This window comes from Pantoea sp. C8B4 (assembly GCF_051336905.1).
Taxonomy (GTDB): Bacteria; Pseudomonadota; Gammaproteobacteria; order Enterobacterales; family Enterobacteriaceae; genus Pantoea; species Pantoea rwandensis_B.
Genome location: NZ_JBGMNK010000003.1, coordinates 256155 through 280292, shown reverse-complemented (window position 1 = coordinate 280292; position 24138 = coordinate 256155). Strand labels below are relative to the sequence as shown.

The following is a 24138-nucleotide window of genomic DNA, read 5'->3' as shown; positions in this document are numbered from 1 at the left end:
ACACTGCGACGGAAAAGTGATAAAGGAAAAGAGAATGTTTGCAGGAATCGTGTTTGCACTTGCCGCAGGATTGATGTGGGGGCTCATTTTTGTGGGGCCGCTGCTGATACCTGACTATCCGGGTACCTTACAATCGGCCGGACGCTACGTGGCTTTTGGGCTGGTGGTATTACCGCTGGCATGGCTGGATCGCCGCCGTCTGAAACAGCTGGCACGTAAAGATTGGCTGGAAGCGCTGAAATTGTCGCTGGTCGGTAATCTGCTCTATTACGCCTGCCTTGCCAGTGCTATCCAGCGCACCGGTGCGCCGATCTCGACCATGATCATTGGCACCTTGCCGGTGGTCATCACCGTGACGGCCAACCTCTGCTACGGCCATCTTGAAGGGCGACTTTCCTGGCGTAAACTCTTTCCGGCGCTACTGATTATTGCTGCTGGCCTGGGCTGCGTAAATGCTGCGGAGATGCAGATGCAGGGGCCGGATTTTGACTGGTCGCGCTACCTGACAGGGCTATTACTGGCGATTTTAGCGGTCGCCTGCTGGACCTGGTATCCGCTGCGTAATGGCATTTGGCTGCGCGCGCATCCACAGCATAAAGCCGGTAGCTGGGCGACGGCACAAGGGTTGGTGACCTTACCGCTGGCGTTGGTGTTCTATTTATTAGTCTGCGGTCAGCTTTACTGGCAGCAGCCTGAGTTCGCTCTGCCATTTGGCCCGCAGCCCACGCGTTTTCTCCTCATCATGCTGGCGATTGGGCTGATATGTTCATGGTTAGGCACGCTATGCTGGAATGCGGCCAGCCAGCGTGTGCCAACGGTCATCATGGGGCCGCTGATTGTGTTCGAAACGCTCGCTGGTCTGCTGTGGACCTTCCTCTGGCGACAGAGCTGGCCGCCGCTGCTCACTGGGATCGGGATTGGCTGTCTCATCGTCGGCGTGATCTACGCCATGCGTATTAAACCGCAGCCGGAAGTCAGCGCGCTTTGACATGAATTTCTGGCTGCTGAGTAGAAGGGCTCAGCAGCCCTTTCTTCAGTGTTTTTAGGAATTTGCCGCCTCTCTCTTGCGCTCCTCTTCGCCATTTTTATCTTCAGACACCACCGCGATATAACTTTCTCTCGCTTATCCTTGCCTGTTTTTACCCCACTTTGTCATAACCCATGTTGCATTCAGGGGGAACTCAGGTCACTCAAGCGGGTGGAAGCGGGGTGAAAATCCGCGGTTAAGGGTAAAAAAAACGGCGCCGGGAGGGTTAAAAAGGTGTTCTATCTGCATTTTTATTGCGATTTGGCACTGAAAATCACCGCTTTAAGCCACGATTTTCTCAAGATGCTGCTCCGGTGTTGAGAAACATCCGCTGAATCTGCATGAAAAAATGATTAAACACAGCGATGAATTACCGGGCGATATTTCCCATAAGTCGCCATTTTTTACTGTTATTGTTTAGGCGTGATAACGTTTCTAATCAGGAGTAATCCTGGTGCGGCTATCAGTGTATCGCTCTGGCCAGATGGCAATCTGTGATCGTCACCTAAAGTGATAGGTCCAATATAAACAAGAGCCACTGTGTGAGCGATTACATGTCGTTGTTCATGATTGCTTAACAGATTTATCTGTATTCAGTCCTGATCATTAATATCAATTAAGTAATAAAACGAAGCGCCAATCTCACCGTAATGAGATTGGGCTACGTCTAAATGGCTTGAATAGCGAGACTTTTGCTGATGTGAATCAATTTTACCGCAAAAAAGGAAGCAAATCCGCGATGATATTCATCAGGAAAAAATGGTGCGAATTGTTATGTTACGAACGCCGAATTAAATGATCTTCATCTCTTCTGGTAAGAACAAATCTCAGCATTAAGTCAAATAACAACGGTCTTAATGGTGTTAGCGATTATCGGAGCCTGAAGGATAGTGGTAAACACTGCGGCTAATATCCAGCAAGCGGCAGCTGCGACGCGTTCCAATGTCGAAGGTGGTTTGCAGGAAGTTAACAGCTTGCCGCTTCTCATTTGTGGTGAAGAAGTTTTTCAGCACGCTTTGCAGCATCTCTTTGTCGGAACTCAGTGACTGCAGTTCACGGGTAAGGTTTTGTAGTTTATCCTCCAAGTCTTTGATTTTTCTGCCTTCTTCTGAGGAGAGCCCAGAAAACTTTTTCTTCCAGCTGTAGAAGGTGGCCTCGGAAATGCCAAGCTCTTCACAAATCTCCCTGACTTTCACTCCCGTTTCAGAAGCTTTAATGGCATTTGTGATTTGCTCTTCGCTATATCGTGACTTTCTCATAAATGCTCTTACCTTTCTTATCAATTAGTGGATGAGAATTACTGTATTAATATCTGGTACTGCAAAAAGAGTATTAATGCAGTATTAAAGTGCGCGATTAGAATTGCGAGGTTTAAATTAAGTTATTTGGAATAAATATCATCATGGGATAAATCTTATTTTATTCTGAATGCCATTGAACGCCTTCCTGGCTTTGGGTTTTTGATATAGATTCATTTCATCCCAAATGCAGAAAAATACTACAATCATTGGAAATACGGCATAACCTGTTTGTGAAAATCACAGGGTGTGCCAGTAAACCTTTGCTTCGAATTTAGGCTGAAATCGTTTACATCCGCAGAGTTTCGCACCAGGTTTAATCGGAATTTTCCTGAATTCATTCAAAGTATCCTGACGGGAGTCTCATTTTTCGGACCAGTTTGGTTTGAAGTTATTAATTTCAGTCAGGCCCACTGAGCGCTTGTTAATTCATTTCAAGGACGTTGTACCGAAAGGCAGTTGCTGTAAGTAATACTAAGGATCAGTCGATGAAATTGAGCGTAATGTCTAATGCCGCCTGGATGATGTCTGAGAAGATCGTCTCGGTGTTCGGCGTCATATTTGTGACCTCCTACGTGGCTAAGTCATTTGGCCCGACCATCTTCGGTCAGATGGCGTTTTCAACCTCGTTGTTCTCGATGGTGCAGACCGTAGCGATTTTCGGTACCGAAACCATCCTGTTCAAACGCATCAGCAAGAGCGCGCCGAAAGGCCTGCGGTTGATGGCGGTGGCGCGCACCTTGCGGTTGGTCTTATTGCTGCTGACCTCCATCCCGGTGTTGATTTGGGTGTGGTACAACATGCAGGAAAATTTCCTCGCATTTGCCCTGGCCTCGTTTATCTCTTCCGTATTTGTGACGCAGGATACGTTCAGCGTCTACAACAATGCGCGTCTGGCTTCCCGGCTTAACACGGTGGCTAACTCGGTGGGTCTGCTATTGGGCTTTATCCTGAGTTTCACCATTGCCTGGCTGCATCTCAATCCCTTGTGGCTGACGCTGTCGATTGTGCTGGTCACGCTGGTGCCGTACGTCATTAAACGGTCTAACTTTTACCGCGAAAATCAGGACATGGCGCCACCGCAGGAGAAGCGCAATACCTACCTGCGTTATCTGCTGTACGCCGGTTTACCGTTGGCCATTTCCAGCATCTTCATTTCCGTGCAGGTTAAGGCCGCCCAGATGTTTCTGGCGGGTATTGCCTCCGCTCGCGATCTCGGCCTGTTTGCTGCCGCCAATACCATTTCGGCGTCCTGGATATTCATTCCGGTTGCCATCATCACTTCCTGCTTCTCGGAGATCTTCCGGGAGCGCGGAGCAGCCGCCATCAAGCTCACTGCGCGGCTGAACGGCTATGTCATGGGTGTTTCATTGTTGTTGTTAGCGGTGATCGCGCTGTATGGCGAGCAAATCATCATCGCTTTGTATGGTCACGAGTACACACAGTCAGGGAGTCTCATTACGTTACTGTCGTTAGCAACCTGCTTTTCGGCAATGGGGACCGTAGCGTATCGCTACATGGTGAAAGAGGGCGGATTTAACTATCTGCTGAAGAAGATTATCTGCCTGATGGTGATCAGTCTGCCGCTGTCGTGGTGGCTGATCCAGGGCTACGGCATCATGGGTGCCGCCTGGAGCGTCTTCATCTCTGAACTTCTGTCCCTCACCGTAATGAATTACTTCTTCAATAACGGCGTCATTCAGAAGATTCAAGTTTCCTCACTCAACTACAAAACCTACAAATGAGGTCCGATATGCTCAAGTTGAAAGATGAACTCAGAAGAAGTGTCCAGTACTTCATCAAGAAGATGCCCTGGGCTTACCAGGACCGCATCTATTACTTTCATAAATTCCGCAAACTGCCCAATTTGCGTCAACCGAAAGTGTTTAATGAGAAGGTGCTGTACCGGAAATTCGTTTTTGGCGATTACCAAATCTATGGCCGCCTGTCGGATAAGTATTCGGTGCGCGAATACATCGCCGAGAAAGTGGGCAGCGAATACCTGATCCCACTGGTGTATGAGACCAGCGACCCGCACTCGCTGCATACGCTGCCGAGCTGGAAGAACACGGTGATTAAGCCCAATCACGGCTCTAATATGGTGGAAATCCTGCTGGAAGAGCCGGATGCGCTGAAGAAGCAGAAAATTATCAGTGACTGCCATCGCTGGTTGAAGACCGACTTTGCCAATGAAGCGCGTGAGATTCACTATCGCTACATCAAGCCTCGTATCCTGGTGGAGCAGTACATTGGTGATGGCAAAACCGCGCCGATTGATTACAAGTTCCACATGTTCAACAAGCGTGACGGCAGCTTTGAATATGTGCTGCAGGTGATTTACAACCGATGTAACCCGTTACTGTCGATGAATTTTTATGTGAACAACCTCAATGAGGCGTACCACAAAATTCGCGATACCGGGCTGGATGTGAATCCACAAATGGCGCAGTTACAGCACGCATTAGCGCTGAGTAAAACCCTGGCGAGCGATTTTGATTATGTGCGTGTGGACTGGTACATCGATGGTGATCGGATTTACTTTGGCGAGCTGACGTTTACGCCAGGTGCCGGGTTGGTGACCGGGTTGGACCGTGGATTAAACCAGATGATGGGTGATATGTGGATTCAAGACCGCCGCGGTACGCAGATACCGGGTGTGACGGTGCCGGAAGTCGCTATTCCAGCCGTATTGAAGAAAATTTGAGTATCACACAGCAAAATAAAAAACCCCGCTTAGCGGGGTTTTTTATTGGCTGCGATTAAGGCATCGGCCAATCAGCAGGCGTCTGGCTCATCACTTCAACGAAGGCGTTTTTAGAGATTTCCATGAAGTTGTGCAGATTTTCCATGCTCAGGGTAATGCCGAGCAGGCCGGTGACAAACCAGCATGACATGCCTACACCAATACCGCCGCACATCAGTGCCATCACGTGGTGACTGTTCTGACGCAGTTTAATTTTCATGGTGCTGGCAAAGAACATCATGATGGCGCTGAGCAGCTCCCAACGCATGACGATTAAACTGGTGGTTAACGTAGCCATCTGCAAAAACCTCTTCAAATCAGTAATATCCCTGACATTGATTGGACATCACTGGCGGCAAAGAAGGAGGGTCAGGGAGGCCCTTCTGGCCGTCTTACGCGGGGGTAAATCTGTGACTTGGGTCACATTATATCACTCGATTTGAAAGTTTGAACAAAATTTATACCTGGTATGGTAGAAAGATTTTTATCGAAGCGGGGGAGATGGCAGAGTCAAAGCGGGAAGGTGCGCCCGTGAAGGGCGCGCAGAATGTCACTGAACCGGGCAGCACTCGCCGGTTGTGCGCTGGGCAAAGCTGTTCATGTTTTCACTGCAATCGAAACTCAGCAGACGTGGACGCTGAATCATCGCCTGACGGCGCATGGTGTGACGATAGGCGGTCGGCGTCTGGGAAAACTGACGGCGGAACACGCGCGAAAATGTTTGCTGTGAATCGTAACCGTATTGCATCGCGATATCGAACACTGGACGCTGGGTCTGGCGTAACGCTTCAGCGGCCAGAGTCAGGCGGCGCTCACGAATATAGCCACCCAGCGTTTGTTTCGTCACGGTACGGAACATACGCTGCAGGTGCCATTTTGAGTAGCCGGATTTTGCTGCCACTTCATCGATCGACAGGGCCTTATCCAGATTTTCATCGATCCAGTGTGTCAGTGAATGAATGATTTCCTGTTGCATCATAGCCTCATCCTTCTGAAAGGTTTATCGGGTTTGAAATTCGAAGTTTTGATGGGGTGCGAGTATAATTCCTCAAGTTAACTTGAGGTAAAGGCCCTAAATGAAAAAAGAACGCAATTACCCAAAACCGGTGTTAACGCCGGGTGAAGTGGCGAAACGTAGCGGCGTGGCCGTTTCCGCGCTGCACTTTTATGAAACCAAAGGTTTGATTTTCAGTTCGCGCAATGGCGGCAATCAACGGCGTTACAGCCGCGATGTGCTGCGCCGGGTGGCGATTATCAAGATTGCGCAGCGCATCGGCATTCCGCTGGCGACTGTCAGCGACAGTTTGATGCACGTGCCGGCCAACAAGCGTATGTCGACGCAGGAGTGGGATGCGCTGACGCAGCACTGGCGTGAAGAGCTGGATAAGCGTATCGAGACCCTGACGCGCCTGCGCAACGATTTGGATGGGTGTATTGGCTGTGGCTGCTTATCGATGCGTGATTGTCCACTGCGCAATCCCGGTGACCGTCTGGCACAGCAAGGTTCGGGGGCGGTGTTACTCGATCCTGAGAAAGACGAGCACAAAGGTTAATCCGCTATACTTGCCGGGAGACTTTGACCGGCAAGGAAAACCGCATGATTACCGTTCACCATCTGGAAAATTCCCGTTCGCATCGCGTGTTGTGGCTGCTGGAAGAGCTGTCGGTGCCGTATCAAATTAAACGTTATCAGCGCGAGGACACGCTGCTGGCGCCAGAGTCATTAAAGAAAATCCATCCGCTGGGGAAGTCGCCGGTGATTACCGATGGCAATCGCGTGATCGCCGAGTCAGGGGCGATTTTGGAATATCTGCTGCAAAAATATGACAGCGAGCACCTGTTTGCTATCACGGATGAGGATGAGCAGATTCAGGCACGTTACTGGCTGCATTACGCGGAAGGGTCGCTGATGCCGCTGCTGGTAATGAAGCTGGTGTTTGGGCAGCTGGGGAAAAAGCCGGTGCCATGGATTTTACGCCCGGCAGGCATGGCATTGAGCAAAGGGATTCAGAAGGCATGGCTGAATAAGCAACTGAAGCTGCACGGTGGCGTGATTGAGCAGCATCTTAGTCAGCATCGTTATTTCGCCGGTTCGCGGTTTAGCCTCGCCGATGTGCAGATGAGTTTCCCGCTGCTGGCGTTGCAGATGCGGGGATCGTTGCAAGAGATGCCCGCCACCGCGCGCTGGCTGGAAGCGATGCAGCAGCGTGCTGCGTGGCAACGTGCGATTGAGCAGGGCGGGGCAATCACGTTCAATTAATGCACTAAGGTTAGCGCGGATCGCTGTGGGTTGGGTGCCATGCCCAACAAAGGCCCGCCCGATCGCAAAGGAATAACGCATCCATGCAGATCGGCCGCGCCGTCCATGGCGCGGACGCTTTGCTCTTCGGGCGGGCCTTTGCTGGTCCTCAAGTTGATCATCGCTTCAAAGGGCGGCCACTACTTACCTCTTGTGCGGCTGGATAGAGAGAATTATGCGATAAATGGCACAGGCCGCGATTTTCCATCCATTTATCGCGAGTGCGCTTTGCTCTTCGGACGACTCTTGCTGGTCCTCAAGTTGATCATCGCTTAAAAGGGCGGCCACTACTTACCTCTTGTGCGGCTGGATAGAGACCATTATGCGATAAATGGCACAGGCCACGATTTTCCATCCATTCATCGCGCGGACGCTTTGCTGCGCTTCAACTTGGTCATTGCCTCAAGTCGCAGCAATCTCATACGTTTGGTGCCATTGGTGAGGAAAAATTTGGCGATGAATGAAAAATATCGATATTTTCCAGCCAGTTCCACTCTCTTAAATTTCGCCTAAAGCAGTGTAACCACATTGTCAATCCGCATCAGTCTGCGCTTTATCCTGCCTGATAATCGATTAGTAGTTGAAAACCCCATAGCAAACGCCAGATAATCGTTTGCCTTTTTCCGTGTCCCCTTTTACGACCTGGAATACGCGGCTACGTAAACGTTTGCCTCTTTTCTCACTGAGATACCTTCACCAGGATGATGCGCAAACGCGGGCCGTGGGGCTCATTACATCTTAAAAAACGCAGAGGATTTACTATGTCTGGCGATTCACGCCCGGCCAGTGGAAAACTGGACGCCTGGTTCAACATCTCGGCACGCGGCAGCAGCGTGCGTCAGGAAATTTTGGCGGGGCTAACCACCTTTTTAGCCATGGTTTACTCCGTCATTGTCGTACCGGGTATGCTGGGTAAAGCCGGCTTCTCGCCGACTGCCGTGTTTGTAGCGACCTGCCTGGTCGCCAGCTTTGGTTCGATCATCATGGGATTGTGGGCCAACCTGCCCATGGCGATCGGCTGTGCGATTTCCCTGACCGCCTTCACCGCGTTTAGCCTGGTGCTGGGCCAGCACATTAGCGTCCCGGTTGCCCTTGGCGCGGTATTCCTGATGGGCTTGCTGTTCACGTTGATTTCGGTCACCGGGATTCGCGCCTGGATTTTGCGTAACTTGCCGATGGGCGTGGCGCACGGCACGGGAGTCGGTATTGGCCTGTTCCTGCTGCTGATTGCGGCTGATGGCATTGGTCTGGTTGTGAAGAACCCTGCGCCGGGCTTGCCGGTGGCACTCGGCCACTTCACCTCGTTCCCGGTGATTATGGCGCTGATCGGGCTGGCGGCCATCTTTGGTCTGGAAAAACGTCGTGTGCCAGGCGGGATTTTGCTGACCATCGTAGCGATTTCAGTGGTGGGTCTGATCTTTGATCCGGCTGTGACCTATCAGGGGCTGTTCGCTATGCCGAGCCTGAAGGATGCCAACGGCCAATCGGCTATGTTCAGCCTGGATATCATGGGCGCGTTGCAGCCAGTGGTTTTACCAAGCGTTCTGGCGCTGGTGATGACCGCGGTATTTGATGCCACCGGCACCATCCGTGCCGTGGCGGGCCAGGCGAATCTGCTGGATAAAGACGGTCAGATCATTAACGGCGGTCGCGCGTTGACCACCGACTCCGTCAGCAGCCTGTTCGCCGGTTTGGTCGGCGCTTCGCCTGCGGCGGTGTATATCGAATCGGCTGCTGGCACAGCCGCAGGCGGCAAAACCGGACTGACGGCGATTGTCGTCGGTCTGTTGTTCCTGTTGATTCTGTTTATGTCTCCGCTGGCCTATCTGGTTCCGGCCTACGCGACGGCACCAGCGTTGATGTACGTTGGCCTGCTGATGCTGAGCAACGTGGCGAAGATTGACTTCAATGACTTTGTCGATGCGATGTCGGGTTTGGTCACTGCCGTGTTCATCGTCCTGACTTGCAACATCGTAACCGGCATCATGCTCGGCTTTGGCTCGTTGGTGATTGGCCGCATCTTTGCGGGTGAATGGCGCAAGCTGAATGTCGGGACCGTAGTGATTGCGATTGCGCTGGTGACTTTCTACGCCGGTGGCTGGGCTATTTAACTTTTATAACCACTGATTTCCAGATAAGTCTCTTTCTGGTCCACGCCGCACGCAGGGTTGCCCCTTCGTGCGGCGTTTTGTTTTACACTTTCCTTCGCAACAACATCGCTTGAATAAATACGATTCGCCTAAGGAAAGCATGGAAATCTTCTTTACTATTCTCATCATGACGCTGGTGGTGTCACTCTCCGGCGTGGCGGCGCGCATATTGCCGTTCCAAATTCCCCTGCCGTTGGTGCAAATTGCCGCTGGTGCATTGCTGGCCGTGCCGAGCTTTGGCTTGCATGTCGATTTTGACCCCGAACTGTTCCTCGTGCTGTTCATTCCGCCGCTGCTGTTTGCCGATGGCTGGAAAACGCCGATTAACGAATTCCTGCACCACGGACGCGAGATCATGGGCCTGGCGCTGGTGCTGGTGCTGATTACCGTGGTCGGAATTGGTTATTTGATTTACTGGCTGGTGCCGGGTATTCCACTGATCCCTGCCTTCGCGCTGGCTGCGGTGCTGTCACCTACCGATGCCGTGGCGCTCTCCGGCATCGTCGGGGAAGGGCGTATCCCGAAAAAGATCATGTCGATTGTGCAGGGTGAAGCCCTGATGAACGACGCATCTGGCCTGGTTTCATTGAAGTTTGCGGTCGCGGTGGCGATGGGCACCATGGTGTTTACCTGGGGTGGCGCCAGCGTGGAGTTCCTCAAAGTGGCGGTCGGCGGTCTGGTCGCCGGCGTGGCGGTATGCTGGCTGTATGGTCGCTCGTTGCGTCTGCTGAGCCGCTGGAGCGGTGACGATCCGGCGACGCAAACCGTGCTGTTGCTGCTGCTGCCTTTCGCCTCTTATCTGATTGCTGAGCATCTGGGCGTGTCAGGTATCCTCGCGGCAGTTGCGGCGGGTATGACCATCACGCGCTCTGGCATTATCCGTCAGGCACCGCTGGCGATGCGTTTACGTGCGAATAGCGTGTGGCAGATGCTGGAGTTCGTCTTTAACGGCATGGTGTTCCTGATGCTGGGCCTGCAACTGCCGGACATTCTGGAAACTTCCGTCGCGCAGGCCAATGCCGATCCTAACGTTGAGCTGTGGATGTTGTTCACCGATGTTGCGCTGGTGTACGTCGCCTTGATGATTGTGCGCTTTGGCTGGCTATGGATGATGCAACGTGCCAGCCTGCGCTTTCTGAAAAAGAAACCGCTGGAGTTCTCCAACTACTCTTTCCGTGAGTTGCTCATCGCTTCCTTTGCCGGTGTGCGCGGTGCAATTACGCTGGCCGGTGTGCTGTCGATTCCACTGTTCCTCAGCAATGGCGAACCGTTCCCGGCGCGTTATGAACTGGTGTTTATCGCCACCGGCGTGATTCTGTTCTCGCTGTTTGTCGGGGTGATTCTGTTGCCGATACTGCTGCGCGGTATGGAAAGCCATGACAAGTCCGGGCACCGGCGGGAAGTGCAGCATGCGCGTGCGGCGATGGCCAATGTGGCGATCGAGAGCTTGCACAAGATGGAGCAGCGACTGGAGAACGATACCGAAGAGAATATCGATCCTGAGCTGTTAAAAGAGGTGAGCTTACGCGTGATCGGCAATCTGCGCCGTCGCGTGGTGGGTAAAGACGAGGTTGATCAGGCGTTGTTTGCCGAAAACCTGGAGCGTCGCTTCCGCCTGACTGCGCTGCGTGCTGAACGTGCCGAGGTTTACCATCTGCGTGCTACTCAAGAGATTTCGAATGAGACAATGCAGAAACTGCTGCGCGATCTCGATTTGCTGGAAGCGTTGCTGATTGAGAAAGAGGAATAACGCAGGCGGTGTGCTGGCCTGGGCACCTCTGCTGCTGCCGGGCCTTCCTCGCGCCGCTGACGCGGAGCCTTCGTCTTCCACGTCGTGCCGGGCGGACCGTTCGGGTAAGGCCATCCAGGCCAACCCGAACTGCCAGTCGCATCCCTGCGCCAGGCTCCTGGCCCAACGTAAAAGCCTCAGCGCTGCGGATAGCCCTTGCAGCAGCAGAGGCGCCCTGGCCTCTACTATTGTGCCCTTTTCTAGCAATCCGCACTGAAGTGTTAGAACGGCACGCAGACTGCGATATCATCCGTCAGCTTAGCTGACAATCAGTGTTCCTCTACGGGGAATTTTAATGCGCTCCTCATGGCTACACCGACAACTTGGGTGGCTCGTCCGGCCAATGCTCGCGGCAGCAATCTATCCACGCCTGCGCACTGCGTGACAAATAACTTCCTTCACGCCAAATCAACCCCAGGCTCCATTGCAACTCCGATTCCAGCGGCAGCCATAGCAGCGATTGTTTATCCAGCCGCTGGCAAATCGGCTCCGGCAGAATCGCCAGCCCCATTCCCGCTTGTACCATCGCGGCCAGAAAATCCCATTGCGCGCTGCGTACGGCAATATCCGGTGTTAATCCCAGGCGTTGGAACGCTTTCATTAGCTGGCGGTTGAGTGAGAACTCTTCATTCAAAATCAGCAGTGGATGGTTTGCGAGTTCTGCCAGCCCAAGGCTGCTGCGGTTGAGCCACTGTGCGTTGCGTGGCAACAACACACAGAGTGGATGGCGCATCAGTTCCAGCGTTTTAAGCGGCAAATCGGCATCAACAGGCAGCGCAGTGAGGGCGATATCCAGCCCGCCATTCAGCACGGCCTGCTGCACCGTTAAGCCGCCGGATTCGACAATCTTCAATTGCACACCTGGATAGCGGCGGCGAAACGCGGAGATCGAACCGGCGATCTGCATCCCGACCATCGGCGGAATGCCCAGCCGCAGCTCACCGGTTTTCAACTCATTGATATCGCCAATCTGTGCTTCGAGTTGATGAAACTCTTGCAGAATCGCCAGCCCACGCTGATACACCGCCTGACCGCTATCGGTGAGATGCAGTTTGCGTCCCTCACGCAGCAGCAGCGTACAGCCGAGTTCGTCCTCGAGCTGGCGCAGCATTTTGCTGATGGTGGGTTGTGTGACATAGAGTTTCTCAGCAGCACGCGTGAAACTTTGCTGTCTTACCACCTCGGTGAAATAACGCAGGGCGCGGACGTCCATAAATCATTCCTTTTTGGCATAGTTTTAATGATTTTAATTCATTTCTTTCGCAGTTTGGCGCGGATTTATACTAAGCCCAACGTTTAATTCTGGGGAGAAAGAAAAATGGCGCTTGCATTGAGTCCGCGCAGAACGGACATCCTGCAACGTGTTTTTGTGCCATTGCAGTTGGTGCTGTATATCGGCCTGTTTATGGCCAGCGACAAACTGGTGAGCTGGCTGCATCTGCCGCTGCCCGCCAATGTGGTGGGGATGGTGCTGCTGTTGCTGTTAATCATGACGCGCGTGGTGCCACTGCGTTGGGTGAAAGCCGGTGCCAACTGGTTGCTGGCAGAAATGCTGCTGTTCTTTATTCCGGCGGTGGTGGCGGTGGTCAATTATAGCGATTTACTGCGCAGTGAAGGCTGGCGTATCTGTGTGGTGATTGCGGTCAGTACTTTGTTAGTGCTGGCGGCGACCTCGCTGGTGGTCGATCGCCTGTACCGCTTCGAACTGGCGCGTGCGGCGCGTAAGCAGGCACATCATGGCTGATTTCATCATTAGTCTGCTCTGTCTGGCACTGACGTTGCTGGTTTATTACATCAATAAGCGCCTCTATCGTCGCAAACAAACACTGTTGCTGATGCCGCTGGTGATGACGCCGGTGGTACTGGTTGCGCTGCTGTTGCTGACGCACGTTAGTTGGAAGGATTACATTGCCGAGAGCCACTGGCTGATCTGGCTACTGGGCCCGGCAACGCTGGCGTTTGCCGTGCCCGTGTATGAGAACCTGGAGATTATTAAGCGTCACTGGCTGTCGTTGAGTGTCGGCGTGTTAACTGCCACGCTGGTGGCGGTGTGCAGTTCGGTATGGCTGGCACGGCTGCTGATGCTGCCGGAAACCATCCAGCGCAGCCTTGCTGTGCGTTCGATTACCACGCCGTTTGCCCTCGCAGCCGCGCTGCCGATTGGCGGTCAGCCGGATTTGGTGGCGCTGTTTGTGGTGATCACCGGGGTGTTTGGCATGGCGGTGGGCGATGTGCTGTTTCTGCGGATTGCCATCAAGCAGGGCGTGGCAAAAGGCGCGGGGTTTGGTGCTGCGTCGCACGGTGCTGGCACGGCTCGCGCTTATCAATTAGGTCAGCAAGAGGGCGTGGTATCGAGCCTGGTGATGATGCTGTCAGGCGTGGTGACGGTGATTTTAGCACCCCTATTGAGCCACTTGTTGTGGGCGGCCTGATGGTCGCTTTTTGCGCACTGTCATCGATTTTTACGTAAAGGTTTCCAAATAAAGTTGTCTCCTGCTGCCAGGCTGTTACCCTTTGCGCCGACTTATTTGTCCTTCATGGAGTGGAATCATATGTTTAAGCAACTTGTTACTGGAAGCGTATTGGGTCTGGCACTGCTGAGCAGCGGCGCGCAGGCGATTGAGGGCAGTGTTGACGTGGGTGAGCATAGCACCAACCTGAACCTTGGCCTCGGCACCACCTCTCCTGGCCTGTTCCTGAAAGGCAACTGGCTGCGCAGCGATCATGATGGCAGCACCTACGGCCTGGGCGCGGGCTACAACATCGATTTTGGCGACTTCCGCATTGCCCCTACCGCCAAAGCGCTGTTTACCCACCCAGAAGATGGTCGTGATGGCTTCACTGTGGCCGTTGGTGCTGGTGCGCAATATAACTTCAACAGCATGTGGGGCCTGTACGGCGAATACTACTATGCGCCAGAAGCGTTCTCCGATCGTCTGGACAGCTATAAAGAAGCGTCTGGTGGCCTGAGCTTCACGCCGATCTCACTGCTCAACCTGCGTGTGGGTTATCAGTACATCGAGCTGAACAACAAAGGCGACCGCAAAGACAACGTGCTGGTCGATGGCCCATATGTGGGTGCGTCACTGCGTTTCTGATGATGGCATCCGATGCACCTGATGGCGCAGCGGATTCATTATTACGTATAAGGAATGCCGCCCATTTGGGCGGCATTTTTTGTTTAGTGCGCTTTGCCCTGCGAAATCCCTGCGCCAGTTTGTGAACGAATAAACTGACCGCGGAATTTAGCCCGCTCTTCAGCACCCTGTCGCGAGTGATCGGTAATCGAGAACAGCCAGGTACCGATAAACGCCGCCGCCATTGAGAACAGCGCCGGATACTCATACGGATAAACCGGCGTGGCATGCCCCAACACCTGCACCCAGATGGTCGGCCCGAGGATCATCAACACAACCGCCGTAATCAATCCCAGCCAGCCGCCAATCATCGCGCCGCGCGTGGTCAGCTTCGACCAGTACATCGAGAGCAAAATAATCGGGAAGTTACAGCTGGCCGCAATCGAGAACGCCAGACCGACCATAAAGGCGATGTTCTGTTTCTCAAACGCGATACCCAGCACAATCGCCACCACACCCAGAATCAGTACGGTAATTTTCGAGACGCGCAGCTCATCACGTTCGGTCGCCTGACCTTTACGGATCACGCTGGCATACAGGTCATGTGATACCGCAGAAGCACCAGCCAGCGTCAGCCCGGCAACAACGGCCAGGATCGTGGCGAAGGCCACCGCCGAGATAAAGCCAAGGAACAGACTGCCGCCCACTGCATTCGCCAGATGCACCGCCGCCATATTGGTGCCACCAATCAGAGCGCCAGAAGCATCTTTGAAGGCTGGATTTGCGCCGACCAGCAGAATCGCGCCAAAACCAATGATAAAGGTGAGGAAGTAGAAATAGCCCATAAAGCCGGTGGCCCAGAACACGCTCTTACGCGCTTCACGTGCATCCGCCACGGTAAAGAAGCGCATCAGAATATGCGGTAAGCCAGCGGTGCCGAACATCAATCCAAGACCAAGGGACAGTGCCGATATCGGATCTTTCACCAGACCGCCCGGTTGCATGATCGCGGCACCTTTCGGATGGGCCGCCATCGCTTCGGTAAACAGCGTGTTGAAGCTGAAGCCGGTGGCTTTCATGACCATAATCGCCATAAAGCTGGCCCCAAACAGCAGTAGCACGGCTTTGATGATCTGTACCCATGTGGTGGCCAGCATGCCGCCAAACAGCACATACATCACCATCAAAATCCCCACCAGTACCACCGCGATATGATAATCGAGGCCAAACAGTAGCTGGATGAGTTTGCCCGCACCCACCATTTGCGCAATCAAATACAGCGCCACGACGACAAGCGAGCCACAGGCCGACAGGGTACGAATCGGTTTTTGCTGCAGGCGATATGACGCCACATCGGCAAAGGTATAGCGCCCGAGGTTACGTAAGCGCTCCGCAATGAGGAACAGAATCATCGGCCAGCCCACCAGGAAGCCGAGCGAGTAGATCAACCCATCGTAGCCCGAGGTGTAAACCAGCGCCGAGATACCGAGGAACGAGGCCGCAGACATAAAGTCACCCGCCATCGCCAGACCGTTCTGGAAGCCGGTAATATTGCCGCCCGCCGTGTAGTAGTCGCTGCGTGAACGGGTGCGTTTGGAGGCCCAATAGGTGATGCCGAGCGTCGCCGCTACAAACACCACAAACATAATGATGGCTTCGTAGTTGGTGGCCTGTTTTTGCACCGCGCCGGTAATGGCGTCGGCGGCAAACACGCTGGCAGGCACTACCGCTAACAAGGCTGAGAACAGGCGCTTCATGATTTCACCTCGCTCAGGATCTGTTTGGTCAGGCGATCAAACTCGCCGTTAGCGCGCCAGACATAGACGCCAGTGAGCAGAAACGACACCACAATTAGGCCAACGCCGATGGGTATGCCGCGTGTGACATTGGTGCCTTCATGCAGCGGCGTACCGAGCCAGCCAGGGGCAAAGGCAATCAGCAAAATAAAGCCGACGTACAACACCAGCATGATGATACTGAGCATCAGCGCAAAGGCCTGGCGCTTGTGCACCAGTTCCTGAAAACGCGGGTTACTCTCGATTTGTTGCCAGACTGCTTCCTGTTGATTTAGGGCTTCGTTCATCACAGTTTCTCCAGAGGAAAGGCAGGCAGATATCTCACGATTAAATGATTTAAGCTGCTGAATATTCTAGTTATATAGGTTATGCGATGGTGAAAAGCGTACGGCGTAAGGTGGGGATGACGGAGAGTAGCCTGCCGTGAACAGGCTGACACTCTCCGTCGCGTCGATGCCGATTAAGGCATGGTGATGGACTGCTTCTCCTCCAGCAATTTCTCTACCACGCCCGGATCGGCCAGGGTAGAGGTATCGCCGAGATTACTGGTATCGCCCGCCGCGATTTTGCGCAGAATACGACGCATAATCTTGCCGGAGCGGGTTTTTGGCAGCGAGTCGGTCCAGTGCAGCACATCCGGCGTGGCAATCGGGCCGATCTCTTTACGTACCCAGTTGCGCACTTCGGTATACAACTCTGGCGATGGCTCTTCGCCGTGGTTCAGCGTGATATAAGCATAGATCGCCTGGCCTTTAATGCTGTGAGGAATCCCCACAACCGCCGCTTCCGCAATCTTCGGATGCGACACCAGCGCCGATTCAATCTCTGCGGTGCCGAGGCGATGGCCGGAAACGTTCAATACGTCATCAACGCGGCCGGTAATCCAGTAGTAGCCATCTTCATCACGGCGTGCGCCGTCACCGCTGAAATAGCGGTTTTTGAAGGTGGAGAAATAGGTTTGTTCAAAACGTTCATGATCGCCGAACAACGTACGCGCCTGACCTGGCCATGAATCGTTGATCACCAGGTTGCCTTCGGTCGCCCCTTCCAGCGTGTTACCTTCGTTATCCACCAGAGCGGGCTGCACGCCAAAGAACGGCTTGGTGGCCGATCCGGCTTTCAGCTCAATCGCGCCTGGCAGCGGCGTAATCATGAAACCACCAGTTTCGGTCTGCCACCAGGTATCAACAATCGGGCAGCGGCTGTCGCCAATCTTCTTGTAATACCACTCCCAGGCTTCCGGGTTGATTGGCTCGCCGACAGATCCCATGATGCGCAGGCTGCTGCGGCTGGTACCTTCAATGGCCTTGTCGCCTTCGGCCATCAGGGCGCGGATGGCGGTTGGCGCGGTATACAACAGCGTCACCTTATGCTTATCGACCACTTCTGCCATTCGGCTCGGCTTCGGCCAGTTCGGCACGCCTTCAAACATCAGAGTGGTGGCACCGCAGGCCAGTGGGCCGTAAATCAGATAGCTGTGTCCGGTGATCCAGCCCACATCGGCGGTGCACCAGTAGACATCATCCGGATGGTAATCAAACACATATTTGAAGGTGCTGGCGGCATACACCAGATAACCGCCGGTGGTGTGCAGCACGCCTTTCGGTTTGCCGGTGGAACCGGAGGTATAAAGGATAAACAGTGGATGCTCGGCTTCAACCGCGACCGGTTCGTGCTGATCGCTGGCCTTCGCCACCAACTCGTGCCACCAAAGATCGCGGCCTTCGCGCCAGCCGGTGTCTTTACCGGTGCGCTTGAACACCACCACGTTTTTCACGCTGGTGACGCTCGGGTTATTCAGTGCATCATCGACGTTTTTCTTCAGCGGAATGCTGCGTCCGGCGCGCACCCCTTCATCTGCGGTGATCACCAGTTTAGCGTTGGAATCTACTACGCGACCGGCCACCGCTTCCGGTGAGAAACCGCCGAAAATGACGGAGTGCACTGCGCCAATACGCGCACAGGCCAGCATCGCCACGGCCGCTTCCGGCACCATCGGCATATAGATGGCGACGACATCGCCTTTCTTCACGCCGAGGCTCAGCAGCACGTTGGCAAAACGGCACACGTCACCGTGCAGTTCACGGAACGTAATGGTTTTACTTTCGCTGGCGTCATCGCCTTCCCAGATAATCGCCGGGTGATCGCCACGCGTCTGCAAATGACGGTCAAGGCAGTTGGCGGCGAGATTCAGCGCACCGTCTTCATACCAGCGAATCGAAATATTGCCGGGGGCAAAGGAGGTGTTTTTCACCTTGCTGTAAGGCTTGATCCAGTCGAGGATTTTACCTTGCTCACCCCAAAAGGCGTCGGGATCGTCAACCGATTGTTGATACAGCGCCGCATACTGGTCGGCATTAATCAGGGCATTCGCTGCGACGGCAGCGGGTACAGGATGCTTATGTATTTGGCTCATGGCTGACCTCCTTGAAGATGTTAATCATATGTCAATCAAAGGTTAATTGAAGAGCGTGACTGGGCTTTGTTTCTATTTTGTAGTCTGGATCACGACCTTTTGTATGCCTGAAAAGCGCCCGAATTCATACTGTTCATCACCGAAACCAATGAGACCTAATCTGTGGTTTTTCGCGGAATCAGACGTTGTCGCTGGTTAAATAATCAGCAAACGCGCCAGGCGGTTTTTTGCCCGATATTGAATAGCTATGCGGAAAATTATCGAATTAACACTTTTCATAACAGCGAGTTATGACTAAACGTAAATGTCAGCATTTTATGCTACTAACCTGCGCAGGATTTAAGCTAACCCCCCAGGGCTTGCAATTACCGTAGTGAAAATGGTACTTATCTCGGCCCTGTTCAGCAGGTATCTACTCAGGCTACATCATCGCGCAGGCGCAAAATGCTTACGCAGTCGTGTTTGATGCGGTCCACTATAACCCTCTATTTTATCGGGCTTTTGCTCACTTCCCTGTGTGTCATGTCTCCTGCACCTTCGCAGCGGAGCAAAGGGGTTTTTACTGAGGAAAATAACGCGTTATGAAAGGTTTTAAGCTCACCCTTGCCTGGCAAATTTTGATTGCCCTGATTCTCGGCGTTATCGTCGGGACCGTGCTGCATAATCAGCCAGACGATCGTGAATGGTTAATCACTAACATTCTTACCCCTGCAGGCGACATCTTTATTCATCTGATCAAGATGATTGTGGTGCCGATTGTGATTTCATCTCTGATCGTCGGCATTGCTGGCGTCGGAGATGCGAAAAAGCTGGGACGTATTGGTGTCAAAACCATCGTCTATTTTGAAGTGATCACCACCATTGCCATTGTGGTCGGCATCACGCTGGCCAACGTATTCCAGCCCGGTAGTGGCATTGATATGTCGACGCTGGTAACGGTGGACATCTCTAAATACGAAGCCACTACGGAAGCGGTGCAGGGTGCCCCTCACGGTCTGGTGACCACCATTCTGTCGCTGATCCCGCAGAACATTTTCGCTTCGCTGGTGAAGGGCGATATGCTGCCAATCATCTTCTTCTCGGTGCTGTTTGGTATGGGCTTGTCAGCGCTGCCTTCAGAACATCGTGATCCGCTGGTGACCGTGTTCCGTTCCGTGTCTGAAACCATGTTTAAAGTGACGCACATGATCATGCGTTATGCGCCAGTCGGCGTGTTCGCGCTGATTGCGGTCACTATCGCTAACTTTGGTTTTGCCTCGCTTTATCCGCTGGCCAAGCTGGTGCTGCTGGTGTACGTGGCGATTCTGTTCTTTGCCTTCGTGGTGCTGGGAACGGTCGCGCGCATGTGTAAACTGCGTATTACCACGCTGATGCGCATCCTGAAAGATGAGCTGATTCTGGCCTATTCCACCTCCAGTTCAGAAACCGTGCTGCCACGCATTATGCAGAAGATGGAAGCCTACGGTGCACCGAAAGCCATCACCAGCTTCGTGGTGCCGACCGGTTACTCATTCAATCTCGATGGATCAACGCTGTATCAGAGCATCGCGGCGATCTTTATCGCACAGCTCTATGGAATCGATCTGTCGCTGACCGATGAAATCATTCTGGTGTTGACGCTGATGGTGACCTCGAAAGGGATTGCTGGCGTACCGGGCGTGTCCTTCGTGGTGCTGCTGGCAACGCTGGGCAGCGTGGGTATTCCACTGGAAGGCCTGGCGTTTATCGCCGGTGTGGACCGCATCATGGATATGGCGCGTACCGCATTGAACGTGATCGGTAATGCGCTGGCAGTGCTGGTCATTGCTCGCTGGGAAAACCAGTTCGACACCCAACAAGCCGAAGCCTACGAGCTGGAACTGCGCACGCAGAAAGCCAGTTAAGGCACAACGGTCGCTTTAATGGCGACTTCGGAACCTCAGACATCGTTCTGTTTCTTAAACCCGCCATCCGGCGGGTTTTTTTATATCATTTCAAGACGCGTCCTGGATGTTTCACTGCCATAACTGCGCTTTATTTTATACCCACCATAACCACTATTGATTTTGTTTTTGTGGTTATGGTGGGTATATAATTAGCGCTAAGATGACAGGAGGCTTAATTGAGCAGCAGGGAGCTGATCAGGATGTTGTTGGACCGCGGTTGGGTATTAGACCGCGTGAAAGGCAGCCATCATGTGTTTGTGAGAGCAGATAAGGCTTATCACATTTCACTTCCTCATCCTGAAAAAGACCTGGCAACTGGAACATTACGTAAACTAATGAAGTTAATGGACTGAACGTATACGGGGGCTCAGCCCCGATTTGGAAAAATTAGCAATGCCAGTTGCAGCAGGCATTGCAATGAATTCCTGCCTAAATATTCCTTTAGAGAGGACTGAACATGAGATTCCCCGTTTATCTGCATAGGATAGAGGACAATAGTTGGTCAGGTTTTGTGCCGGATGTAGAGGGATGTTTTTTTGCAGGTAAAAGTGTGGACGATGCGCTGCGCGACGCACTTAACGCGATTGATTCACACGTAGAATCTTTAGCGGATGCAGGTAAAACCATCCCTAAGGCGGCAGCCATTGAGACACATATTCACGATGAAGAGTGTCAGGGAGGATACTGGGCATTCGTAGAGATCGATCTGAGTCGCTATGAAGGTAAAGCGATAAAGCTCAATATCACTCTGCCACAAAATCTACTCAGCAAAATTGACAGCTATGTCGAGTCACATCGCGAATATGGGTCGCGCAGCGGTTTTCTGGCGGAGCTAGCGCGCAGAGAATTAGCGAACGCGTAGAGATCACATCTAACAACTACCCGCCATCCGGCGGGTTTTTTTCGTCTGCTTCAGTAAAAAGTACAAAAACTTGACCACCAGACAGGAATTAACAATTCAAAATGGTATATAGTTTTTTGAATAAATTATTCGTTCACAGGAGTGCATGATGCAGATCGATCTCAGCCAGATGATCACCGAAGGCCGTAACCCGGCGAGCCAAAACATTGACGAGCTATCCACCGAAGCGATGCTGCGCGTCATTAATGATGAAGACAAAAAAGTGGCGCTGGCGGTGGAGGCGATTGTGCCGCAGATCGCACAGGTGGTGGATGCGATTACCGCAGCCTTCAGCAAAGGCGGACGCCTCATTTATTGCGGAGCGGGCACGTCGGGCCGTCTCGGTATTCTCGATGCCAGTGAGTGTCCGCCAACTTTCGGCACGCCGCGCTCGCAGGTCGTCGGTTTAATTGCTGGCGGCCACACCGCGATTTTGCAGGCGGTGGAGAACGCGGAAGATAACGTCGAACAGGGTGCACAGGATTTAAAGGACATCGATTTCAACGCTAATGATGTACTGGTGGGGATTGCTGCCAGTGGCCGTACGCCCTATGTATTGGGCGCGTTAGCCTATGCGAAACAGCAGGGTGCTTTCAGCGCGGCATTAACTTGCAATCCCAACAGCCCCATGTCGCAAGCCGCCGATGTGGCGCTCACCCCGGTGGTGGGGCCAGAAGTCGTCACCGGTTCCTCGCGCATGAAAGCGGGTACAGCGCAAAAGCTGGTGCTCAATATGCTGACTACTGGTGCCATGATCCGCAGTGGCAAGGTGTATGGCAACCTGATGGTCGATGTTGAAGCCACCAACCAAAAGCTGGTGCAGCGCCAAATCAATATCGTGAAACAGGCCACTGACTGCGACGAAGCCACCGCGCAGCAGGCGCTGAACGCGTGTCATGGGCACTGCAAAACCGCCATTGTGATGGTACTGGCAGGATTGGATGCCAACGAAGCCAAAGCGCTGCTGAAGCACAACAGCGGCTTTATCCGTAACGCATTGCGTGACGCAGGAGCGCAATAATGGCCGCCATCACCGAAGGACTGCTGCGCGATATCCTGCAAGCGGTAGGAGGTGCGCATAACATCGTGCAGTGCGGTAACTGCATGACGCGCCTGCGCCTCACGCTCGCGGATGCCGCTCTGGTGGATCACGCCAGGTTGAAAACGCTGCCCGGCGTATTGGGGGTGATCGACAGCGATGCGCAACTGCAAATCGTTCTTGGTCCCGGCAAAGCGCAAACTGCCGCAGAGAAAATGCAGGGATTACTGAATAACGATGAAGCGGAAAAGCCGCAGGATCTCAGCACCCTTGCCGCCGCTCAAAAGCAGCAGATGAAAGCGAAGCAAACCAGCGCGCTGCACCGTTTTCTTTCCTGTTTTGCCACCATCTTCACCCCCCTGATCCCCGGTTTTATTGGTGCCGGTTTGCTGCTGGGATTTGCCACGCTGATTGAGCAGATTTTCCACCTCAACCAGCCCGGCGAACATGCGCAGTGGCTGCTGGATACCGTGGCCTACATGAAAGTGTTCGGCAAGGGGCTGTTTACCTTCCTCAGTATCCTGATTGGCTATAACGCGCAGAAAGCCTTTGGTGGCACTGGGGTGAACGGTGCCATTATCGCCTCGCTGTTTGTGCTGGGTTATATGCCAAAAGCCACGGTGGGTTATTACAGCGGAATGTCAGATTTTTTTGGCATGGCGATTGACCCGCGCGGTAATATTATCGGCGTATTATTGGCGGCGATATTCGGTGCGTGGATTGAGAAACAACTGCGTAAAATTATCCCCGATAATCTCGACATGATTTTGACATCGTTACTCACGTTATTAATTACCGGTGCCATTACCTTTATGGTGATTATGCCGATTGGCGGTGAGTTATTTAAAGGCATGTCGTGGTTGTTTATTCATCTCAATAACAACCCCTTTGGCTGCGCTATTTTGGCCGGTCTGTTTTTGATTGCGGTGATGTTCGGGATTCATCAGGGCTTTATCCCGGTCTATTTCGCGTTGATGGAAACTCAGGGATTCAACTCGCTATTCCCGATTCTGGCGATGGCAGGCGCAGGCCAGGTGGGCGCGTCATTGGCGCTGTGGTGCAAGGCCGATAAGCATTCTCTGCTGCGTACGCAAATCAAAGGCGCAATAGTGCCGGGCCTGTTGGGTGTGGGCGAACCTTTGATTTATGGCGTTACGCTGCCGCGCCTGAAGCCATTTATTACTGCCTGTTGTGGCGGTGCGCTGGGTGGATTCTTCATTGGCTTGGTGGCCTGGCTCGGTCTGCCGGTGGGGATGAATACGGTGTTTGGGCCTTCCGGATTGGTTACGTTGCCGCTGATGACCTCTTCACAGGGGATCTTTGCCGGTATGGCAGTCTATCTCGCGGGGTTAATTGTCGCGTGGGTCGGCGGATTTGCCTTCACCTGGTGGGGCGGGACCAAAGGCGTCGATTTAAGCTGACATCGTCGCTGTTCACCGTAGTGGCACAGCGTATTGTGTCGCTGCGGTGGACCGGAAAGTGAGTCTGATATTGCCCGCAGCAGTGGGGAAAAGCCGGTGTCCCCCTCGATATCGCGCGCTCGGAAATGTGATTTTTGTCACTTTTTTGCACTTCACCGTATCGCTTAGCCTGGTGCTAATGTCGCCAATAATGCCGTGCCATTCGTAAGTAAACTGCTAAGGAAAAATAAAGAAATTATTAATAAGATAGCAGGCTA

The 24138-nt window shown here is 53.2% G+C and carries 22 protein-coding genes; 15 read left to right on the top strand and 7 right to left on the bottom strand.

All coding sequences use genetic code 11. The features are described from left to right. Nucleotides 1-34: 34 nt before the first annotated feature. Nucleotides 35-988 carry a DMT family transporter gene (locus ACCW76_RS05920; RefSeq protein WP_038643617.1) on the top strand — a complete coding sequence of 318 codons (954 nt, stop codon included), beginning with the start codon at nt 35-37 and terminating at the stop codon, nt 986-988. A 902-nt stretch (nt 989-1890) separates the two neighbouring features. Here ACCW76_RS05920 and ACCW76_RS05915 read toward each other — a convergent pair. Then, on the bottom strand, nt 1891-2286 hold the full coding sequence (locus ACCW76_RS05915; protein ID WP_034826907.1) for a transposase: 396 nt from the start codon (nt 2284-2286) through the stop codon (nt 1891-1893). 527 nt (nt 2287-2813) lie between these two features. On the opposite strand from ACCW76_RS05915, the gene ACCW76_RS05910 reads away from it, so the two are divergent. Together ACCW76_RS05910 and ACCW76_RS05905 are read left to right on the top strand one after the other, a co-directional pair. Further along, nucleotides 2814-4070 carry an oligosaccharide flippase family protein gene (locus ACCW76_RS05910; RefSeq protein WP_160868423.1) on the top strand — a complete coding sequence of 419 codons (1257 nt, stop codon included), beginning with the start codon at nt 2814-2816 and terminating at the stop codon, nt 4068-4070. 8 nt (nt 4071-4078) lie between these two features. Then, nucleotides 4079-5029: an ATP-grasp fold amidoligase family protein gene (locus tag ACCW76_RS05905; protein WP_034826903.1), complete on the top strand. Its 951-nt coding sequence runs from the start codon at nt 4079-4081 to the stop codon at nt 5027-5029. A gap of 55 nt (nt 5030-5084) precedes the next feature. Here ACCW76_RS05905 and ACCW76_RS05900 read toward each other — a convergent pair whose 3' ends face one another. Both ACCW76_RS05900 and soxS read right to left on the bottom strand, forming a co-directional pair. After that, nucleotides 5085-5366 carry a YjcB family protein gene (locus ACCW76_RS05900; protein ID WP_034826901.1) on the bottom strand — a complete coding sequence of 94 codons (282 nt, stop codon included), beginning with the start codon at nt 5364-5366 and terminating at the stop codon, nt 5085-5087. A 252-nt stretch (nt 5367-5618) separates the two neighbouring features. Further along, nucleotides 5619-6047, bottom strand: a complete 429-nt coding sequence (gene soxS, locus ACCW76_RS05895) for a superoxide response transcriptional regulator SoxS (RefSeq protein ID WP_034826899.1) — start codon at nt 6045-6047, stop codon at nt 5619-5621. Between the two features lie 97 nt (nt 6048-6144). On the opposite strand from soxS, the gene soxR reads away from it, so the two are divergent. From soxR to ACCW76_RS05875, 4 genes are all read left to right on the top strand, one after another. Next, on the top strand, nt 6145-6621 hold the full coding sequence (gene soxR, locus ACCW76_RS05890; RefSeq protein ID WP_436338014.1) for a redox-sensitive transcriptional activator SoxR: 477 nt from the start codon (nt 6145-6147) through the stop codon (nt 6619-6621). A 44-nt stretch (nt 6622-6665) separates the two neighbouring features. After that, the gene (locus ACCW76_RS05885; RefSeq protein WP_436338013.1) at nt 6666-7328 is read left to right on the top strand and encodes a glutathione S-transferase family protein; all 663 of its coding nucleotides are present in this window, start codon (nt 6666-6668) and stop codon (nt 7326-7328) included. An 800-nt stretch (nt 7329-8128) separates the two neighbouring features. Continuing rightward, nucleotides 8129-9478, top strand: coding sequence for an NCS2 family permease (locus ACCW76_RS05880; RefSeq protein ID WP_436338012.1), 1350 nt, complete (start codon nt 8129-8131; stop codon nt 9476-9478). 139 nt (nt 9479-9617) lie between these two features. Beyond that, on the top strand, nt 9618-11267 hold the full coding sequence (locus tag ACCW76_RS05875; protein WP_038643606.1) for a Na+/H+ antiporter: 1650 nt from the start codon (nt 9618-9620) through the stop codon (nt 11265-11267). A gap of 349 nt (nt 11268-11616) precedes the next feature. Here the strand turns inward: ACCW76_RS05875 and ACCW76_RS05870 are convergent, their stop codons facing one another. Next, on the bottom strand, nt 11617-12519 hold the full coding sequence (locus ACCW76_RS05870) for a LysR family transcriptional regulator (RefSeq protein WP_436338011.1): 903 nt from the start codon (nt 12517-12519) through the stop codon (nt 11617-11619). A 105-nt stretch (nt 12520-12624) separates the two neighbouring features. On the opposite strand from ACCW76_RS05870, the gene ACCW76_RS05865 reads away from it, so the two are divergent. The 3 genes from ACCW76_RS05865 (at nt 12625) to ACCW76_RS05855 (ending at nt 14404) form a co-directional block, all read left to right on the top strand. Then, entirely contained in the window at nt 12625-13050 is a 426-nt protein-coding gene (locus tag ACCW76_RS05865) for a CidA/LrgA family protein (RefSeq protein WP_034826883.1), read from the top strand. After that, the gene (locus tag ACCW76_RS05860; RefSeq protein WP_436338010.1) at nt 13043-13738 is read left to right on the top strand and encodes an LrgB family protein; all 696 of its coding nucleotides are present in this window, start codon (nt 13043-13045) and stop codon (nt 13736-13738) included. Before ACCW76_RS05865 ends, ACCW76_RS05860 begins: the two co-directional genes overlap by 8 nt. A gap of 120 nt (nt 13739-13858) precedes the next feature. Further along, entirely contained in the window at nt 13859-14404 is a 546-nt protein-coding gene (locus tag ACCW76_RS05855; protein WP_034826879.1) for a YfaZ family outer membrane protein, read from the top strand. 83 nt (nt 14405-14487) lie between these two features. Here ACCW76_RS05855 and ACCW76_RS05850 read toward each other — a convergent pair whose 3' ends face one another. The 3 genes from ACCW76_RS05850 to acs all read right to left on the bottom strand — a co-directional run bounded on the left by ACCW76_RS05850 (nt 14488) and on the right by acs (nt 18595). Next, nucleotides 14488-16140, bottom strand: coding sequence for a cation acetate symporter (locus ACCW76_RS05850; RefSeq protein WP_436338009.1), 1653 nt, complete (start codon nt 16138-16140; stop codon nt 14488-14490). After that, a complete protein-coding gene (locus ACCW76_RS05845; protein ID WP_436338008.1) occupies nt 16137-16466 on the bottom strand; it encodes a DUF485 domain-containing protein in 330 nt (109 codons plus the stop codon). Before ACCW76_RS05845 ends, ACCW76_RS05850 begins: the two co-directional genes overlap by 4 nt. Before the next feature lie 173 nt (nt 16467-16639). After that, nucleotides 16640-18595 (bottom strand): acetate--CoA ligase, encoded by a 1956-nt coding sequence (acs, locus tag ACCW76_RS05840; RefSeq protein WP_436338007.1) that lies wholly within the window; start codon nt 18593-18595, stop codon nt 16640-16642. Between the two features lie 581 nt (nt 18596-19176). On the opposite strand from acs, the gene gltP reads away from it, so the two are divergent. The 5 genes from gltP (at nt 19177) to murP (ending at nt 23881) form a co-directional block, all read left to right on the top strand. Next, nucleotides 19177-20478, top strand: coding sequence for a glutamate/aspartate:proton symporter GltP (gene gltP / locus ACCW76_RS05835; RefSeq protein WP_045815806.1), 1302 nt, complete (start codon nt 19177-19179; stop codon nt 20476-20478). Nucleotides 20479-20696: 218 nt separating this feature from the next. Then, nucleotides 20697-20873 (top strand): type II toxin-antitoxin system HicA family toxin, encoded by a 177-nt coding sequence (locus ACCW76_RS05830; protein WP_072050587.1) that lies wholly within the window; start codon nt 20697-20699, stop codon nt 20871-20873. 104 nt (nt 20874-20977) lie between these two features. Further along, entirely contained in the window at nt 20978-21382 is a 405-nt protein-coding gene (locus ACCW76_RS05825; protein ID WP_436338006.1) for a type II toxin-antitoxin system HicB family antitoxin, read from the top strand. A gap of 148 nt (nt 21383-21530) precedes the next feature. Next, the gene (murQ, locus tag ACCW76_RS05820) at nt 21531-22442 is read left to right on the top strand and encodes an N-acetylmuramic acid 6-phosphate etherase (RefSeq protein WP_436338050.1); all 912 of its coding nucleotides are present in this window, start codon (nt 21531-21533) and stop codon (nt 22440-22442) included. Further along, nucleotides 22442-23881, top strand: coding sequence for a PTS N-acetylmuramic acid transporter subunit IIBC (gene murP / locus ACCW76_RS05815; RefSeq protein WP_436338005.1), 1440 nt, complete (start codon nt 22442-22444; stop codon nt 23879-23881). Before murQ ends, murP begins: the two co-directional genes overlap by 1 nt. The last annotated feature ends 257 nt before the right edge of the window (nt 23882-24138 follow it).

What these genes read in the sequence shown, in the direction of transcription:
- ACCW76_RS05920 (WP_038643617.1), top strand. Translation starts at nt 35, where the DNA reads ATGTTTGCAGGAATCGTGTTTGCACTTGCCGCAGGATTGATGTGGGGG.
- ACCW76_RS05915 (WP_034826907.1), bottom strand. Translation starts at nt 2,286, where the DNA reads ATGAGAAAGTCACGATATAGCGAAGAGCAAATCACAAATGCCATTAAA.
- ACCW76_RS05910 (WP_160868423.1), top strand. Translation starts at nt 2,814, where the DNA reads ATGAAATTGAGCGTAATGTCTAATGCCGCCTGGATGATGTCTGAGAAG.
- ACCW76_RS05905 (WP_034826903.1), top strand. Translation starts at nt 4,079, where the DNA reads ATGCTCAAGTTGAAAGATGAACTCAGAAGAAGTGTCCAGTACTTCATC.
- ACCW76_RS05900 (WP_034826901.1), bottom strand. Translation starts at nt 5,366, where the DNA reads ATGGCTACGTTAACCACCAGTTTAATCGTCATGCGTTGGGAGCTGCTC.
- soxS (WP_034826899.1), bottom strand. Translation starts at nt 6,047, where the DNA reads ATGATGCAACAGGAAATCATTCATTCACTGACACACTGGATCGATGAA.
- soxR (WP_436338014.1), top strand. Translation starts at nt 6,145, where the DNA reads ATGAAAAAAGAACGCAATTACCCAAAACCGGTGTTAACGCCGGGTGAA.
- ACCW76_RS05885 (WP_436338013.1), top strand. Translation starts at nt 6,666, where the DNA reads ATGATTACCGTTCACCATCTGGAAAATTCCCGTTCGCATCGCGTGTTG.
- ACCW76_RS05880 (WP_436338012.1), top strand. Translation starts at nt 8,129, where the DNA reads ATGTCTGGCGATTCACGCCCGGCCAGTGGAAAACTGGACGCCTGGTTC.
- ACCW76_RS05875 (WP_038643606.1), top strand. Translation starts at nt 9,618, where the DNA reads ATGGAAATCTTCTTTACTATTCTCATCATGACGCTGGTGGTGTCACTC.
- ACCW76_RS05870 (WP_436338011.1), bottom strand. Translation starts at nt 12,519, where the DNA reads ATGGACGTCCGCGCCCTGCGTTATTTCACCGAGGTGGTAAGACAGCAA.
- ACCW76_RS05865 (WP_034826883.1), top strand. Translation starts at nt 12,625, where the DNA reads ATGGCGCTTGCATTGAGTCCGCGCAGAACGGACATCCTGCAACGTGTT.
- ACCW76_RS05860 (WP_436338010.1), top strand. Translation starts at nt 13,043, where the DNA reads ATGGCTGATTTCATCATTAGTCTGCTCTGTCTGGCACTGACGTTGCTG.
- ACCW76_RS05855 (WP_034826879.1), top strand. Translation starts at nt 13,859, where the DNA reads ATGTTTAAGCAACTTGTTACTGGAAGCGTATTGGGTCTGGCACTGCTG.
- ACCW76_RS05850 (WP_436338009.1), bottom strand. Translation starts at nt 16,140, where the DNA reads ATGAAGCGCCTGTTCTCAGCCTTGTTAGCGGTAGTGCCTGCCAGCGTG.
- ACCW76_RS05845 (WP_436338008.1), bottom strand. Translation starts at nt 16,466, where the DNA reads ATGAACGAAGCCCTAAATCAACAGGAAGCAGTCTGGCAACAAATCGAG.
- acs (WP_436338007.1), bottom strand. Translation starts at nt 18,595, where the DNA reads ATGAGCCAAATACATAAGCATCCTGTACCCGCTGCCGTCGCAGCGAAT.
- gltP (WP_045815806.1), top strand. Translation starts at nt 19,177, where the DNA reads ATGAAAGGTTTTAAGCTCACCCTTGCCTGGCAAATTTTGATTGCCCTG.
- ACCW76_RS05825 (WP_436338006.1), top strand. Translation starts at nt 20,978, where the DNA reads ATGAGATTCCCCGTTTATCTGCATAGGATAGAGGACAATAGTTGGTCA.
- murQ (WP_436338050.1), top strand. Translation starts at nt 21,531, where the DNA reads ATGCAGATCGATCTCAGCCAGATGATCACCGAAGGCCGTAACCCGGCG.
- murP (WP_436338005.1), top strand. Translation starts at nt 22,442, where the DNA reads ATGGCCGCCATCACCGAAGGACTGCTGCGCGATATCCTGCAAGCGGTA.